The 15,691-nt window shown below is 67.6% G+C and carries 13 protein-coding genes; 12 read left to right on the top strand and 1 reads right to left on the bottom strand.

Annotation, left to right across the window (positions count from 1 at the left end; all coding sequences use genetic code 11):
* The first annotated feature begins 9 nt into the window (after nt 1–9).
* The 9 genes from J2X21_RS13685 to J2X21_RS13645 all read left to right on the top strand — a co-directional run bounded on the left by J2X21_RS13685 (nt 10) and on the right by J2X21_RS13645 (nt 9,528).
* Nucleotides 10–1,959, top strand: a complete 1,950-nt coding sequence (locus J2X21_RS13685; protein ID WP_310329443.1) for an AMP-dependent synthetase/ligase — start codon at nt 10–12, stop codon at nt 1,957–1,959.
* On the top strand, nt 1,956–2,735 hold the full coding sequence (locus tag J2X21_RS13680; RefSeq protein WP_310329440.1) for an ABC transporter ATP-binding protein: 780 nt from the start codon (nt 1,956–1,958) through the stop codon (nt 2,733–2,735). The genes J2X21_RS13685 and J2X21_RS13680 overlap by 4 nt, the downstream gene beginning before the upstream one ends.
* A complete protein-coding gene (locus J2X21_RS13675; protein ID WP_310329437.1) occupies nt 2,735–3,664 on the top strand; it encodes a branched-chain amino acid ABC transporter permease in 930 nt (309 codons plus the stop codon). The genes J2X21_RS13680 and J2X21_RS13675 overlap by 1 nt, the downstream gene beginning before the upstream one ends.
* Nucleotides 3,665–3,666: 2 nt before the next feature.
* Nucleotides 3,667–4,743, top strand: coding sequence for a branched-chain amino acid ABC transporter permease (locus J2X21_RS13670; protein WP_310329434.1), 1,077 nt, complete (start codon nt 3,667–3,669; stop codon nt 4,741–4,743).
* A gap of 23 nt (nt 4,744–4,766) precedes the next feature.
* The gene (locus tag J2X21_RS13665; protein ID WP_310329431.1) at nt 4,767–6,083 is read left to right on the top strand and encodes an ABC transporter substrate-binding protein; all 1,317 of its coding nucleotides are present in this window, start codon (nt 4,767–4,769) and stop codon (nt 6,081–6,083) included.
* Between the two features lie 103 nt (nt 6,084–6,186).
* The gene (locus tag J2X21_RS13660) at nt 6,187–6,999 is read left to right on the top strand and encodes an ABC transporter ATP-binding protein (RefSeq protein WP_310329428.1); all 813 of its coding nucleotides are present in this window, start codon (nt 6,187–6,189) and stop codon (nt 6,997–6,999) included.
* Nucleotides 6,996–7,295, top strand: a complete 300-nt coding sequence (locus J2X21_RS13655; RefSeq protein WP_310329426.1) for a hypothetical protein — start codon at nt 6,996–6,998, stop codon at nt 7,293–7,295. Before J2X21_RS13660 ends, J2X21_RS13655 begins: the two co-directional genes overlap by 4 nt.
* On the top strand, nt 7,292–8,539 hold the full coding sequence (locus tag J2X21_RS13650; RefSeq protein WP_310329424.1) for a phenylacetate--CoA ligase family protein: 1,248 nt from the start codon (nt 7,292–7,294) through the stop codon (nt 8,537–8,539). Before J2X21_RS13655 ends, J2X21_RS13650 begins: the two co-directional genes overlap by 4 nt.
* A 17-nt stretch (nt 8,540–8,556) precedes the next feature.
* Nucleotides 8,557–9,528: a tripartite tricarboxylate transporter substrate-binding protein gene (locus J2X21_RS13645; protein ID WP_310329422.1), complete on the top strand. Its 972-nt coding sequence runs from the start codon at nt 8,557–8,559 to the stop codon at nt 9,526–9,528.
* Nucleotides 9,529–9,581: 53 nt separating this feature from the next.
* On the opposite strand, the gene J2X21_RS13640 is transcribed toward J2X21_RS13645, so the two are convergent.
* Complete coding sequence (locus tag J2X21_RS13640; RefSeq protein ID WP_310329420.1) at nt 9,582–10,076, bottom strand: VOC family protein; 495 nt, start codon at nt 10,074–10,076, stop codon at nt 9,582–9,584.
* 226 nt (nt 10,077–10,302) lie between these two features.
* On the opposite strand from J2X21_RS13640, the gene J2X21_RS13635 reads away from it, so the two are divergent.
* From J2X21_RS13635 to J2X21_RS13625, 3 genes are all read left to right on the top strand, one after another.
* The gene (locus tag J2X21_RS13635; RefSeq protein ID WP_310329417.1) at nt 10,303–11,655 is read left to right on the top strand and encodes a GH1 family beta-glucosidase; all 1,353 of its coding nucleotides are present in this window, start codon (nt 10,303–10,305) and stop codon (nt 11,653–11,655) included.
* The gene (locus J2X21_RS13630; RefSeq protein WP_310329414.1) at nt 11,655–12,671 is read left to right on the top strand and encodes a LacI family DNA-binding transcriptional regulator; all 1,017 of its coding nucleotides are present in this window, start codon (nt 11,655–11,657) and stop codon (nt 12,669–12,671) included. Before J2X21_RS13635 ends, J2X21_RS13630 begins: the two co-directional genes overlap by 1 nt.
* A 62-nt stretch (nt 12,672–12,733) precedes the next feature.
* Nucleotides 12,734–15,667 carry a TonB-dependent receptor gene (locus J2X21_RS13625; protein WP_310329412.1) on the top strand — a complete coding sequence of 978 codons (2,934 nt, stop codon included), beginning with the start codon at nt 12,734–12,736 and terminating at the stop codon, nt 15,665–15,667.
* Nucleotides 15,668–15,691: the final 24 nt, after the last annotated feature.

Below are 15,691 nucleotides of genomic sequence, written 5' to 3'. Positions count from 1 at the left end.
GAGACAAGCTTGACGGACACCTTCCCCCGGCTCCTGCTTGACCATGCCGCGCAACGGCCGCATGCGCCCGCGTTGCGCGAGAAGGCGTTCGGCCTGTGGCAGACACTGAGCTGGGGCGAACTGGCCGCGCTGGTGCAGGACCTTGCGCTGGGCCTTGCGGCAGCCGGGTTGAAGCGCGGCGAGCACATCGTCGTCATCGGCGAGAACCGCCCGCGGCTGTACGCCAGCATGCTGGCCGCGCAGTCGCTGGGTGCCGTGCCGGTGCCGCTGTACCAGGACGCCGCCGCCGCCGAGTTCGCCTTCCCGCTGACCAATGCCGAGATCGCGTTCGCCGTCGTGGAAGACCAGGAGCAGGTCGACAAGCTGCTGGAGTTGCGCGCGCAGTGCCCGCTGCTGTGCCATATCTGGTTCGACGATCCGCGCGGCCTGCGCCATTACGACGAGCCCGGACTGGCGTCGCTCGATGCGCTGGCGGAGCAGGGACGCGCAGCGCACGCCAGCCGGCCAGACTTCTTTGCCGCCGAGGTGGCGGCTGGCGGTGCGGGCGATATCGCCGCGCTGTTCTTCACGTCGGGAACGACCGGCAATCCCAAGGGTGTCATCCACACGCATGCGACGCTGATCGACCGCGCCCGCGCGGGCCAGCGCTTCGACCGTCTGACGCCCGACGAAGAAGTCTTGGCCTATCTGCCGCCGGCCTGGATTGGCCAGAACATCTTCAGCTTCGCGCAATGGCTGGCGGTGGGCTATGTCGTCAACTGTCCGGAGTCGGCCAGCACCGTCAGCATCGACCTGAAGGAGATAGGCCCGACCTACTACTTCGCGCCGCCGCGCGTGTTCGAAGGGCTGCTGACGACGGTGATGATCCGCATGGAAGACGCCGCCGCGCCCAAGCGCTGGCTGTTCGACCGCTGCATGGCGCTGGCCCGCCGCGTCGGCACGCGGCTGATGGATGGCGAGCGCGTGGGCGTGCTGGACCGCCTGGCCTATGCGTTGGGTGATGTGCTGATCTACGGCCCGCTGCGCAACACGCTGGGCTTCTCGCGCGTGCGGGTGGCCTACACGGCGGGCGAGGCCATAGGCCCCGACCTGTTCAGCTTCTATCGCGCGATCGGTATCAACCTGAAGCAGCTCTACGGCTCCACGGAGACTGCCGTGTTCGTCTGCCTGCAGCCCGATCGCGAGGCGCGCGCCGACACGGTGGGCGTGCCCATCGACGGCGTGGAGATCAAGCTGGCCGACAACGGCGAATTGCTGGTGCGCTCGCCCGGGCTGCTGAAGGGCTATTACAAGAACGACGCCGCCACGCGGGAGGCGCTGGACGCTGAGGGCTGGTTCCACACCGGCGACGCGGGCTTCCTGACGCCGGGCGGCCACCTGAAGATCATCGACCGCGCCAAGGACGTGGGCCGCTTGCAGGGCGGTGCCTTCGACGGCGCGATGTTCGCGCCCAAGTACGTGGAGAACAAGCTGAAGTTCTTCCCGCACATCAAGGAGGCGGTGTGCTTCGGCGATGGGCGCTCGTCGGTCTGCGCCTTCATCAACATCGACTTTGAGGCCGTGGGCAACTGGGCCGAGCGCCGCAACCTGTCGTACGCCGGCTATACGGACCTGGCTGGCCGCGACGCGGTGTACCAGCTGATGCTGGAGTGCGTGGAGAAGGTCAATGCCGACCTGGCGCGCGACGAGCTGCTGGCCGGCAGCCAGATCAGCCGCTTCCTCGTGCTGCACAAGGAGCTGGATGCCGACGACGGCGAGCTGACGCGCACGCGCAAGGTTCGCCGCGGCGCCATCGCCGAGAAGTACGGTGTGCTCATCAATGCGCTGTACGACGGCAAGGCCTCGCAGTACATCGAGACGCAGGTGAAGTTCGAGGACGGCCGCACGTCGCTGGTCGCGGCGGACCTGCGCATCGTCGAGGTGAAGACCTTCCCGGCCGTGAACGGCGCAGCTGCATGAAAGCCATCGGCGACGTCGTCCTCGACGTGAAGAACATCTCGCTGGCGTTTGGCGGCGTGAAGGCGCTGACCGACATCAGCTTCGACGTGCGCGAGCACGAGGTGCGCGCCATCATCGGCCCCAACGGCGCGGGCAAGAGCTCCATGTTGAACTGCATCAACGGCGTCTACCAGCCGCAGCAGGGCCAGATCACGCTGCACGGCAAGACCTTCAAGGGCATGAGCCCACGCCAGGTCGCCGAGATGGGTGTAGCGCGCACCTTCCAGAACCTGGCGCTGTTCAAGGGCATGAGCGTGCTGGACAACATCATGACCGGCCGCAACCTGCGCATGAAGCGCGGCCTGTTCTGGCAGGCGCTGCACCTGGGCCCGGCGCGGCGCGAGGAAAGCGAGCAGCGGGCGGTTGTGGAGCGCATCATCGATTTCCTGGAGATCCAGGCGCACCGCAAGACGCCGGTGGGGCGCCTGCCGTATGGCTTGCAGAAGCGCGTGGACCTGGGCCGCGCGCTGGCGATGGAGCCCAGCTTGCTGCTGCTGGACGAACCCATGGCCGGCATGAACGTGGAGGAGAAGCAGGACATGTGCCGCTTCATCCTGGACGTCAACGACGAGTTCGGCACGACCATCGTGCTGATCGAGCACGACATGGGCGTGGTGATGGACATCTCGGACCGCGTGGTGGTGCTGGATTACGGCAAGAAGATCGGTGACGGCGTGCCCGACGACGTGCGCAGGAACGAAGACGTGATCAAGGCCTATCTCGGAGCGGGGCACTGATGGGACCATTCCTCGAAACCCTGATCGGCGGCCTGATGGCCGGCATGCTGTATTCGCTGATCGCGCTCGGCTTCGTGCTGATCTTCAAGGCCAGCGGCGTCTTCAACTTCGCTCAGGGCGCGATGGTGTTATTCGCCGCGCTGGCGATGGCGCGTTTCTCGGAATGGATACCGCAGTGGACCGGCCTGAGTTCGAAGCTGCTGGTCAACGTGCTGGCCTTCGCGGTGGCGCTGGCGCTGATGGTGGTGCTGGCGTGGCTGGTCCAGAAGCTGGTGCTATCGCGGCTGGTGAACCAGGAGGGCATCACGCTGCTGATGGCGACCTTGGGCATCACCTACTTCCTGGACGGTTTCGGCCAGACGCTGTTCGGCTCGGCGATTTACAAGATCGACGTGGGCATGCCCAAGGACCCGCTGTTCCTGCTGGAGCAGACCTTCCCCGGCGGCATCCTGGTCGGGCAGGAGGACTTGATCGCGACGGTCATCGCGGCGCTGCTGGTGGGCGTGCTGAGCCTGTTCTTCCAGTACACCGGCACGGGTCGCGCGCTGCGCGCGGTGGCCGACGACCACCAGGCCGCGCAGAGCATAGGCATCCCGCTGTCTCGCATCTGGGTCATCGTCTGGAGCGTGGCGGGCTTCGTCGCGCTGGTGGCCGGCATCATCTGGGGCAGCAAGCTGGGCGTGCAGTTCTCGCTGTCGCTCGTCGCGCTGAAGGCGCTGCCGGTGGTCATCCTGGGCGGGCTGACCAGCGTGCCCGGCGCCATCGTCGGCGGGCTGTTGATCGGCGTTGGCGAGAAACTGTCGGAGGCGTACCTGGGGCCGATGCTGGGTGGTGGCATCGAGATCTGGTTTGCCTACGTACTGGCGCTGGTGTTCCTGCTCGTGCGGCCGCAGGGGCTGTTCGGGGAAAAAATCATCGACCGGGTCTGAGCATGCTCTACCGCGAAAACGGCCAGTTCAAGACCTCATACGCGGCGGACTCGCAGATCTTCGCGATCCGCCAGGATCGCGTCGCCATCGCGCTGCTGCTGGCGGTCGCCGTTGTCGGCGTGCCGCTGCTGGCCGACGAGTACCTGCTGCGTGCCATCCTCATCCCCTTCCTGATCCTGGCGCTGGCCGCCATCGGTCTGAACATCCTCGTCGGCTACTGCGGCCAGATCTCGCTGGGCACCGGCGCCTTCATGGCCGTGGGCGCCTATGCGGCCTACAACTTCTTCGCCCGCGTGGAAGGCATGCCGCTGATCCTCGCTCTGCTGCTGGGCGGGTTGTCGTCCACCGTGGTGGGCGTGTTCTTCGGCATCCCGTCGCTGCGCATCAAGGGGCTGTACCTGGCGGTGGCGACGTTGGCGGCGCAGTTCTTCACCGACTGGGCCTTCCTGCGCATCAAGTGGTTCACGCTGGATTCGGCCTCGGGCTCGGTCAGCGTGTCCAACCTGGCTGTGCTGGGCCTGCCCATTGACTCGCCGCTGCAGAAGTATTTGTTCTGCCTGGCCTTCGTCGTCGTGTTCGCGCTGATCGCGAAGAACCTCGTGCGCGGCCACATCGGCCGCTCGTGGATGGCCATGCGCGACATGGACGTGGCGGCGGCCGTCATCGGAATCCGGCCGGTGTCGGCCAAGCTCAGCGCGTTTGCGGTCAGCAGCTTCATCGTCGGCGTGGCCGGCGGGCTGTGGGGCTTTGTCTACCTGGGCTCCTGGGAGCCGGCGGCGTTCAGCATCGACCGCAGCTTCCAGCTGCTGTTCATGGTCATCATCGGCGGCCTGGGTTCCATCATGGGCGCGTTCTTCGGCGCGGCCTTCATGGTGGTGCTGCCCATCGCGCTGGCGCAGCTGCTGCCGTGGCTGGGCGGGCTTGTCGGCCTGCAGGTGGACACGGCCATGGTCAGCCATTTCGAGTACATGATCTTCGGCGCGTTGATCGTGTTCTTCCTCATCGTCGAGCCGCACGGCTTGGCCAAGCTCTGGTCCACGGGCAAGGAGAAGCTGCGTCTCTGGCCCTTCCCGCACTAAGCAGCAAACCACGGAGACAAACGATGAAGCTCAAGGCAATTGCACTCACGCTGGCCGCACTCGCTTCGGCCGGGTCCGCCTTCGCCCAGGCCAAGGAGCAGTTCTTCCCGGTGCTGGTCTACCGCACCGGCGCCTACGGCCCCAACGGCACGCCGTGGGCCAACGGCTATGTGGACTACCTGAAGCTGGTCAACGCGCAGGGCGGCATGAACGGCGTGAAGATCAGCTTCGAGGAATGCGAGTTCGGCTACGCGACCGACCGCGGCGTGGAGTGCTACGAGCGGCTGAAGGGCAAGAACGGCGGCGCCACCGTGTTCCAGCCGTTGTCCACCGGCGTGACCTTCGCGCTGACTGAGAAGGCGCCGGCCGACAAGATCCCGCTGATCACCGCCGGCTATGGCCGCAGCGAAAGCGCCGACGGCGGCGTCTTCAAGTGGAACTTCCCGCTGATCGGCACCTACTGGATGGGCGCCGACGTGCTGATCCAGCACATCGGCAAGAAGGAAGGCGGGCTGGACAAGCTCAAGGGCAAGAAGATCACGCTGGTCTATCACGACAGCCCCTATGGCAAGGAGCCCATCCCAATGCTGACGGAGCGGGCCAAGACGCATGGCTTCGAGCTGGCCACCATCCCGGTCACGCACCCCGGCGTGGAGCAGAAGAGCGCCTGGCTGCAGATCCGCCAGACCCGGCCCGACTACGTGCTGCTGTGGGGCTGGGGCGTCATGAACACGACGTCGCTGAAGGAAGCACAGGCCACCGGCTATCCGCGCGACAAGATGTACGGTATCTGGTGGGCCGGCGCCGAGCCGGACGTGAAGGACGTGGCCGACGGCGCCAAGGGGTACTCCGCGCTGACCATGCAGCACGGCGTGCACCCTGACTCCAAGGTCGCCAAGGACATCCTGCAGCTGGTGCACGGCAAGGGCCAGGGCACGGGGCCGAAGGATGAAGTGGGCCAGGTGCTCTACATGCGCGGCCTGATCTCGGCCATGCTGGGCGTTGAGGGTGTCAAGCGCGCGCAGGAACGCTTCGGCAAGGGCAAGGTCATGAGCGGCGAGCAGGTGCGCTGGGGGCTGGAGAACCTGGCGCTGGACCAGAAGAAGCTGGACGCGCTGGGCCTGGCCGGCGTCATGCGGCCGGTTTCCACCAGCTGCGTGGATCACATGGGCTCGGCCTGGGCGCGCGTGCAGACCTGGGACGGCGCGAAGTGGAACTTCACGTCCGACTGGTATCAGGCCGACGAGCAGATCATCCGGCCGCTGGTGAAGGCCGCGGCGGACAAGTACGCGGGCGAGAAGAAGCTCGAGCGACGCACGCCGGCAGATTGCCAGAGCTGATGTAAATGCAACCTCAGAGGCACGGAGGCACAGAGGAAATCGTTTCTCTGTGGGCTGTTCCTCCGTGTCTCTGTGACTCTGTGGTCGAATTTTTGGACTCCCGATGAACACCCAAGCTCCATTGCTGGACGTCAACGGCATCGAGGTCATCTACAACCACGTGATCCTGGTGCTCAAGGGCGTCAGCCTGCAGGTGGCCGAGGGGCAGGTGGTGGCCTTGCTGGGCGGCAATGGCGCCGGCAAGACCACCACGCTGCGCGCGGTTTCCAACCTGCTGGAGGGCGAGCGTGGCGCGGTGACCAAGGGCAGCATCGAGCTGCGCGGCGAGCGCATCGAGAAGCTGTCCACGGCCGACATGGTGGCGCGCGGCGTCGTGCAGGTCATGGAGGGGCGGCATTGCTTCGCCCACCTCACCATCGAGGAGAACCTGCTGACCGGTGCCTACACGCGCAAGGACGGCAAGGCGGCGGTGCACGACACGCTGGACAAGGTCTACACCTACTTCCCGCGCCTGAAGGCACGGCGCGGCAGCCAGGCGGCCTACACGTCGGGCGGCGAGCAGCAGATGTGCGCCATCGGCCGCGCGCTGATGGCCAACCCGAAGATGGTGCTGCTGGACGAGCCCAGCATGGGCCTGGCGCCGCAGATCGTCGAGGAGGTGTTCGAGATCGTGCGCGACCTGAACACCAAGGAGCGCACGACCTTCCTGCTTGCCGAGCAGAACACCAACATGGCGCTGCGCTACGCCGACTACGGCTACATCCTGGAGAACGGCCGCGTCGTCATGGACGGTGCGGCCGCGGAGTTGCGCGAGAACGAGGACGTCAAGGAGTTCTACCTGGGCGTGGGCGGGGAAGGACGGCGCAGCTTCAAGGACGTGAAGTCCTACAAACGTCGCAAGAGGTGGCTGGCATGAGTGACGAGACATGGGATATCGCGCCGCCGCCGTTCAACGCGGACTCGGCGCTGCAGACGATGAAGCGCTTCGTGCGCGATCAGCGCGTGCTGGCGGAGCGCGGCGACGGCTGGATGCTGGGTGCCGACCTGGTGCTCAAGCTCGCGGTGGACGGCGCGACGGTCAAGGTCCAGCTGGCCAAGCGCCCCGCGCGCACGCCCGAGTGGGACACCGTCACGCTGAAGTCGGCCACCGAGCTGCGCAAGCTGCAGGACGAAATCAAGCGCCGCCTGACGCGCTGGAAGGATGACGAGTGAGCACCGACGCGTTCTTCGACGCGCTGGAGACGCGCGACCCCGCGGAACGCGAGGCCGCGCTGCTGGCCGCGTTGCCGGGCCAGATTGCGCATGCACAGCGCAGCTGTCCCGCCTACTCCGAGCTGCTGGCCGGTGTGGATGCTGCGGCCATCACGACGCGCGCGGCGCTGGCGCAGCTGCCGCTGACGCGCAAGAGCAGCCTGGCCGCAGCCCAGGCCGCACGCCGCGCGTTGCGGCTCGGCGGCTACGCTTCAGGACCGCCGCGGCGCATCTTCCAGTCGCCCGGGCCGCTGTATGAGCCCGAGCCCGACGCCGACTCGCCGGACCCCTGGCGCATCGCCCGCGCGCTGCATGCCGCCGGCATCCGCGCAGGCCAACTCGCGCACGTGGGCTTCAGCTACCACCTGACGCCGGCCGGCGCCATGATGGAGGGCGGGCTGCGCGCCATAGGCGCGGCGAGCTTTCCGGGCGGCGTGGGCAACACCGAGCAGCAGTTGCAGGCCGTGATGGACCTGCAGCCCGAGGCCTATGCCGGCACGCCCAGCCTGTTGCGCATCCTGCTCGACAAGGCCGCAGAGGCCGGCCAGGCGATGCCCTGGCTGCGGCGCGCGCTGGTCAGCGGCGAGGCCTGCCCGCCGCCGCTGGTGGCGTGGTTCGCGGAGCGCGGCGTGACAGTGCACCAGTGCTACGCCACGGCCGACCTGGGCCTGATCGCCTACGAGACCCCGGCGCGCGAGGGGCTGGTCGTGGACGAAGGCGTGCTGGTCGAGATCGTGCGCCCCGGCTCCGGCGACCCGCTGCCCGACGGCGAGGTGGGCGAGGTGGTCGTGACGACGCTGTCGCCCGGCTACCCGCTGATCCGCTTCGCGACGGGGGACTTGTCGGCCGTGCTGCCTTCATCGCATCCAGCCAGTCCTTGCGGCCGCACCAACCAGCGCTTGCGGGGCTGGCTGGGCCGGGCCGATCAGTCGGCCAAGGTGCGCGGCATGTTCGTGCATGCGGGTCAGGTGGCCGACATCGTGCGGCGCCATCCGGAGGTGCGGCGTGCGCGCCTTGTCGTCAGCGGCGAACTGGCGCAGGATCAGGTCGAGTTGCAGGTGGAATTGTGGAAACCCACAGCCGCCGGCCTCGTGGAAAGCCTGATGCTGACGGCTCGTGACCTGACCAAACTTCGCATCGAAGTCGTTCTGCTGCCAACCGGCAGCCTGCCCAACGACGGCAAGCTCATCGAAGACCGTCGTTAACTGTTGGAGACAAACCCATGCGCACCACCCTGCTGCTGGCTGCCGGCCTGATGGCCAGCCTGCCTGCCCTGGCCCAGTACCCGGGCGACAAGCCCGTCACCATCGTCGTGCCGTTCGCGGCCGGCGGTCCCACCGACAAGGTCGCCCGCGACCTGGCGGAGGCGCTGCGCAAGCCGCTGGGCGCCACGCTCATCATCGAGAACGTCGGCGGTGTCGGCGGCACGCTGGGCGCCAACAAGGTCGCCAAGGCCGCGCCGGACGGCTACACGCTGCTGCTGCATCACATCGGCCTGGCCACCGCGCCGTCGCTGTACCGCAGCCTGCCGTACAAGACGCTGGAGGACTTCGAGTACCTGGGCCTCGTCAACGAAGTGCCCATGACGCTGATCGGCCGGCCCACGCTGCCGGCCAACAGCTACGGCGACCTCGCGAAATGGCTGGAAGCCAACAAGGGCAAGATCAACCTCGCCAACGCCGGCGTCGGCTCGGCTTCGCACCTGTGCGGCCTGCTGTTCCAGCAGACCATCAAGATCGACATGACCACCGTGCCCTACAAGGGCACCGCGCCGGCCATGAACGACCTGCTGGGCGGCCAGGTCGACATCATGTGCGACCAGACCACCAACACCACCAGCCAGATCGAGGCTGGCAAGGTCAAGGCCTATGCGGTGATGTCGTCCAAGCGCCTGACCAGCGGTGCTCTGGCCAAGCTGCCGACGGCCGACGAGTCGGGCGTGAAGGGCTTCAACCTGGCGATCTGGCACGGCCTGTACGCGCCCAAGGGCACGCCCAAGGCCGTGGTCGACAAGGTCAACGCGGCGCTGCGCGTCGCGCTGAAGGATGCCGACTTCCACAAGCGCCAGGAAGCGCTAGGTGCGGTCATCGTCAACGACGCCCGCGTCGGCACCGCCGAGCACAAGAAGTTCGTCGAGGCCGAGATCAACAAGCTGGGCCCGGTCATCAAGGCCGCCGGCCAGTACGCCGACTGATCGAAGCCCTCCCTACAACGGCCGCCATGCCTTGCATGGCGGCCGTTTTTCATTCAGCCCGCGTTGATCTTGTCGACCACCAGCCGATGGTCATCGTCCAGCACCCAGACGTCCTCGTAGTCCACCTCGAACAAGTGGCCATCGGGGTCGGTGAAGTAGCCGGCCACGCCCCAATGCGTGCGCGTGGCCGGCTTCACCAACCGGCCGCCGGCCTCCACCGCCTTGGCCAGGATGCGCGGCACTTCCTCGGGCGACTTGGCGATGTAGATCAGCCCCACGCCCGCGAAGCCGCTGCCTTGCGGTGATGCGAAACCCGCGTCCTGCGCGAACGCCTCGCGCGAGATCAGGCACAGCGCATAGCCGCCCAGGTCGAACTTAGCGAAACCGTCGTTGCCGGTCGGCGAGCGCGACCAGCCCAGCGCCTCGAAGAAGGCCGTCGACCGGGCGACGTCGGCCACGCCCAGCAGCAGCAGATGCAAGCGCTGGCGCGGCGACAGGCCTTCGTGGGCGGGCGTGGGATAGACGGTTCCGGCGGGCTGATCGAGCATGGAGGGCAAGCCTGAGAATGAATCGGCGCGCATGCTAGGGCCTACTCCCGTAGCGTTAACAGGCCCTGTCGACGCCTTCGCGCGCATGGGTTACGGCCTTGGCACAACCCCGGCGTTGCATTCGGTCCACAGCGGGTTTGTGCGCGGATTGACGTGTGAACGTGGACGCAGAAGAATGCGTGAAAACGTTTACATGGCCGGCGCAGCAGTGCAGCCGGCAACACGGATGAGACAACCGTTCCCGCCCGGCTTCTTGTGGGGCTGCGCGACCTCCGCCTATCAAATCGAAGGCTCGCCGCTGGCCGACGGCGCCGGCGTCAGCAACTGGCACCGCTTCGTGCGCACGCCCGGCCGCGTGGCGGGTGGCGACACCGGCGACGTCGCCTGCGACCACTACCGCCGCATGAAGGACGACGTCGCGCTGATGCGCGAGCTGGGGCTGACCGCCTACCGCTTCAGCATCGCCTGGGGCCGCGTCTTGCCCGAGGGGCGCGGCAAGGTCAATGCGGCCGGCCTGGGTTTCTACGAGCGGTTGGTGGACGAGCTGCTGGCCAACGGCATCCAGCCCATGGCCACGCTCTACCACTGGGACCTGCCGGCCACGCTGGACGACCGCGGCGGCTGGACCAACCCCGACATGCCGGACTGGTTCGCCGACTACGCGCAGGTCTGCTTCAAGGCGCTGGACGACCGCGTGCCGCTGTGGGCCACGCTGAACGAGCCCTGGGTCATCGCCGACCAGGGCTATATGCACGGCAACCTGGCGCCCGGCCACAAGAGCGCCTACGAGGCGGCCATCGTGGCCCACCGGCTGATGCAGGCGCATGCCAGCGCGGTGCAGGCCTACCGGGCCGTTGGCAGGAACAAGATAGGCCTGGTCGTCAACATCGAGCCCAAGCACGTGCCGGCCGACGCGACCGATGCCGACCGCCACGCCGCGCAACTGGCCGACGCCTACATGAACCGGCAGTACCTGGACCCGGCGCTGCTGGGCCGCTACCCGGACGAGCTGTGCGAGGTGTTCGGCGAGGCCTGGCCCGATTGGCCGGCCGCCGAAGTGGAAGCGTTGAAGCAGCCCATCGACTTCCTGGGCCTGAACTACTACACCCGCGCCGTCGTGCGCCACGATGCCAAGGCCTGGCCCGTGCCGGTGGTTCCTCAGCGCCAGCCCGGCGGCACCTATACCGAGACCGGCTGGGAGCTGCACCCGCAAAGCCTGGCCGACACGCTGGTGTGGATGCACGAGCGCTACGGCGGCCTGCCGCTGTACGTGACCGAGAACGGCGCCGCGTTCTACGACCCGCCCACGGCGATCAATGGCGAAGTGAACGACCCACTGCGCCAACACTATCTGCGCACCCACATCGCCGCCGTGCAGGACGCGATGGCACGGGGCGCCGACATGCGCGGCTACTTCGCATGGTCACTGTTCGACAACCTCGAATGGGCGCTGGGCTTCGCCAAGCGTTTTGGCCTCGTGCATGTGGATTTCCAGACACAGCAGCGCACGCCCAAGGCCAGCGCGCGCTACTACGCTCGCGTCATCGCCAGCCATGGCGCAGACCTGGACCTGCCCTGATGAACTTTCCTGCCGCAACGATCAAGGATGTGGCCCGTGTGGCCGGCGTGTCGGTTGCGACCGTCTCGCGCGCGCTCAACGGCGCCGAGAACGTGCTGCCGCACACGCGCCAGCGCATCCTCGACGTCGCGCGCGAGCTGCGCTATGCGCCGTCCGGCGCCGCGCGCAGCCTCATCACGCGCAAGACCGACACGGTCGGCGCGCTGCTGCCCGACCTGCACGGCGAGTTCTTCTCCGAACTGATCCGCGGCATCGACCAGGCCGCCCGCGCGCGCGGCCTGCACCTGCTGCTGTCCAGCTCGCACGATGACGCCGACGAGGCCGCTGCCGCGCTGCGCGCGATGAATGGCCGTGTGGACGGGCTGGTCGTCATGTCGCCGCATGCGGACGACGACTTCCTGGCGCAGAACCTGCCGCACAACCTGCCGGCCGTGCTGCTGAACTCCGGCGTGCGAGGCGCGGCGCAACGCGTGTTCGCCATCGACAACTATGGCGGCTCCCGCGAGATGACCGAGCACCTGGTGCGCACCGGCCGGCGCCGCATTGCCTTCCTGGGTGGCCCGCAAGCCAACTTCGAGGCGCGCGAGCGCGAGCGCGGCTATCGCGCGGGCCTGGGCTCCGGCGTCGGCCCGCACCAGGAGCCCTTGCTGCTGCCCGGCGACTTCTCCGAGGCCGCGGGCCAGCGTGCCGGCGCGGCGCTGCTGGCGCTGCAGCCGGGCCAGCGGCCGGACGCCGTCTTCGCCGCCAACGACATCATGGCCATCGGCCTGCTGGGCGCGCTGCAGGCCGGCGGCGTGCGCGTGCCGGACGACATCGCGCTGGCCGGCTTCGACGACATCCCGGTCGCCCGCTACGTCAGCCCCGCGCTGACCACCATGCATGTGCCCATCGCGGCACTGGGCAGCCAGGCGCTGGACGCGCTGGCCGACGCCCTCGACGCCCCCGCCGCCAGCGGTGAGGCCACGGTCATGCCCGTGCAACTGGTCGTGCGCCGCTCCTGCGGCAGCAAGGCCTGACCCCGCTTCGTTCCAGTCCGTTCCCAGAGCACCAACACAACACACAGGAGACAAGGACCATCATGAGCACGCTTTCCCGCAGCAAGCCCTGGCGCCGCCAGGCACTCGCCACCGCCGTCGTCCTCGCTCTGGCAGGCACGGCCTCGGCCCAGGTCAGCACGGCCACCCTCAAGGGCCAGGTCAAGGCCGCCGCCGGCCAGCCCAGCGCCGGCCTCGCCGTCGTCGCCGTCAACACGGCCAACGGCGCCACCTACCGCGGCCAGACGCAGGCGGACGGCAGCTACACGCTGCTGGGCCTGGCGCCGGGCAGCTATGAAATCCGCGTGGGCAACGCCAAGAGCGAACGCATCACGTTGTCGGTCGGCGAGACCGCGGCCGTGGACCTCCAACTCGGCACGACCGAACTGGGCCGCGTGACCATCGCGGGCACCGCGCAGCGCCAGGGCGTGCGCGACTCGCAGATGGGTACCAGCGTGTCGGCCAAGATGATCGAGAGCCTGCCGCAGACGACGCGCAACTTCCTGTCCAGCGCCGACCTCGCGCCGGGCGTGGCCTTCTCCAGCGACGGGAGCGGCAACACCAAGATCCAGTCTGGCTCGCAAAACTTTGATCATGTAAACGTCTTCATCGACGGCGTGGGCCAGAAGAACAACATCCTGCGCGGCGGCGTCAGCGGCCAGGACGTGTCGCGCGGCAACCCCTTCCCGCAATCGGCCATCGCCGAGTTCAAGGTGCTGACGCAGAACTACAAGGCCGAGTTCGACCAGGTCAGCAGCGCGGCAATCACGGCCGTCACGAAGTCCGGCACCAACGAATTCCAGACCCAGGCCTATGTGGACCGCACCGGCACGAACTGGCGCGGCAAGTCGCCGTTCGAGAAGGAGCGTGAGGCCAACGGCGTGACGCTGCCGCCGTCCGAGAAGTACGAGTACGGCGTCAGCGTGGGCGGCCCCATCGTCAAGGACCAGCTGCACTTCTTCTTCGCCTACGACGGCAAGCAGATCGAGGATTCGCGCCAGGTCGTGCCGCGCGAGACCGACAAGCTGCCCACCAGCGGCGGCGTCATGCCCACCGTGCTGGCGGCCAAGGGCAACCATGTCGACAAGTTCACCGAGCACCTGCTGTTCGGCAAGATCGACGCACAACTGAACGACGAGCAACACCTGACGCTGTCCATGCGGCTGCGCCGCGAAAGCGACCACATCGCCGAGAACCGTGAACTCAGCGCGCCGGGCAACGACAAGGACCGCAAGAACGACGAGACCCGCGTCGACCTGAAGCACGAGTGGTCGCGCGGCGACTGGCTGGCCGAGAGCCGCATCGGCGTCGAGGACTACCACTGGAACCCGCGTTCGCGCGCCACCACGCCCTTCATCAAGTACAAGGTGTCGACCGCCACGCCGCAGCTGCTCAGCGCGTCGCAGGACGTGGTCTTCGTCGGCGGTTCGCCCGATGCGCAGGACCGCCGCCAGAAGGGTGTGTTCGTGTCCGAGGATCTGAGCTACACCGGCATCAAGGGCCATGTCATCAAGGCCGGCGCCAAGTTCAAGGACATGAAGTACGAGCTGGGCGGCACGTCGCGCTCGGTGGACGTCGTCGAGGCGCTGATCGACCGCGCCACCGGCAACCCGTTCTACAGCGGCGGCAGCTGCACCGGCACCAACATCACCAACGGCGGCAACAACAGCGACCAGTGCAAGATCGACCGCGCACTGGCGCCGGTGGCCGTCAACATCAACAACAAGCAGTACGGCTTCTACCTGCAGGACGACTGGACCGTCACGCCGCAGCTGGAGTTGAACCTCGGGGTCCGCTACGACTACGAGGACAACATGCTGAACAACGACTACAAGACGCCGGCCGACCGCGTCGCCGCGCTGAAGGCGCTGGACGTGCCGCGCTACGGCATCACGCCGCCGGCCGGCCAGACCTATGCGCAGTCGCTGGCCAAGGGCGGCATCAACATCGACGACTTCATCGCCACCGGCAACTCGCGCAGCGCCTACAAGGGCGCGTTCGCGCCGCGCGTCGGTTTCTCGTTCGACGTGCTGGGCGACCGCAACAGCGTGCTGTTCGGCGGCTGGGGCCGCAGCTACGACCGCACGATGGCCAACCATGCGCTGGACGAGATGCAGAAGAACGCGTCACCGGGCGGCGAGATCTGGCTGATCCGCAATGAGTTCAAGATGCCCTATGCCGACCAGCTGACCTTCGGCCTGCGCCAGGCGCTGGGCGGCTGGAACGGCGAGATCGCCGTCGGCCGCGTGCACGCCAAGAACCAGTTCACCTGGTACGGCGGCAACCGTGACGCCAATGGCGGCTGGGCCACGCAAAGTCCCATCGATCCGCTGTGGGGCGGCCCGAACGGCTTCGGCACGCTGATCCTGGGCGACTTCGTCGGCGCCAGCAAGACGGACTCCCTCTACGGCAAGCTGGAGAAGCCCTACACCGCCGCGTCGGGCTGGACGGCCACCATCGCCTACACCTACAGCGATGCCAAGACCACCAACAAGGAGTGGACCAACGACATCTTCGACTGGACCGTGGGCAAGCCGGGCCGCGGCTACAACCCCAGCACGCTGGTGGACGAGCACCGCATCGTCGCGGCCTTCATGACCGACAAGCTGCTGCCCTGGGGCATGACGTTCTCGACCAAGGCCACCTGGGCCAGCGGCATGCCGCGCCGGGTCACGTCCTGCGCCGCGGGCTGGAACCAGTGCGTCTACGTCGAGGGTGACGCGCCCAGCTTCCGTCAGGTCGACCTGAGCCTGGGCAAGGAGTTCGGCTTCGGCCAGCACCGCTTCACGCTGCGCGGCGACGTGCTGAACGTGTTCGGCGTCGAGAACTACGGCGGCTTCGACGACTGGGGCGGCGGTCCGGTGCCGGCCGGTGGCAAGGCCAACCAATACGGCGGCGACAACCTCAACGTCGGCAAGCCCAACGCCATCCGTGGCGACAACCGTACCGTGCGCCTGGTCCTGAGCTACAAGTTCTGACCTCGGCCTGGAAAAGGGAGCCGG

Origin of the sequence: Roseateles asaccharophilus (assembly GCF_031458115.1) — a bacterium.
GTDB lineage: Bacteria > Pseudomonadota > Gammaproteobacteria > Burkholderiales > Burkholderiaceae_C > Pelomonas > Pelomonas asaccharophilus_A.
This window is presented reverse-complemented; position numbering and strand designations above follow the sequence as displayed.

Bases quoted from the DNA above. Each gene is read 5' to 3' on its own strand.
- J2X21_RS13680 (WP_310329440.1), top strand. From the start codon at position 1,956: ATGAAAGCCATCGGCGACGTCGTCCTCGACGTGAAGAACATCTCGCTG.
- J2X21_RS13675 (WP_310329437.1), top strand. From the start codon at position 2,735: ATGGGACCATTCCTCGAAACCCTGATCGGCGGCCTGATGGCCGGCATG.
- J2X21_RS13670 (WP_310329434.1), top strand. From the start codon at position 3,667: ATGCTCTACCGCGAAAACGGCCAGTTCAAGACCTCATACGCGGCGGAC.
- J2X21_RS13665 (WP_310329431.1), top strand. From the start codon at position 4,767: ATGAAGCTCAAGGCAATTGCACTCACGCTGGCCGCACTCGCTTCGGCC.
- J2X21_RS13660 (WP_310329428.1), top strand. From the start codon at position 6,187: ATGAACACCCAAGCTCCATTGCTGGACGTCAACGGCATCGAGGTCATC.
- J2X21_RS13655 (WP_310329426.1), top strand. From the start codon at position 6,996: ATGAGTGACGAGACATGGGATATCGCGCCGCCGCCGTTCAACGCGGAC.
- J2X21_RS13645 (WP_310329422.1), top strand. From the start codon at position 8,557: ATGCGCACCACCCTGCTGCTGGCTGCCGGCCTGATGGCCAGCCTGCCT.
- J2X21_RS13640 (WP_310329420.1), bottom strand. From the start codon at position 10,076: ATGCTCGATCAGCCCGCCGGAACCGTCTATCCCACGCCCGCCCACGAA.
- J2X21_RS13635 (WP_310329417.1), top strand. From the start codon at position 10,303: ATGAGACAACCGTTCCCGCCCGGCTTCTTGTGGGGCTGCGCGACCTCC.
- J2X21_RS13630 (WP_310329414.1), top strand. From the start codon at position 11,655: ATGAACTTTCCTGCCGCAACGATCAAGGATGTGGCCCGTGTGGCCGGC.
- J2X21_RS13625 (WP_310329412.1), top strand. From the start codon at position 12,734: ATGAGCACGCTTTCCCGCAGCAAGCCCTGGCGCCGCCAGGCACTCGCC.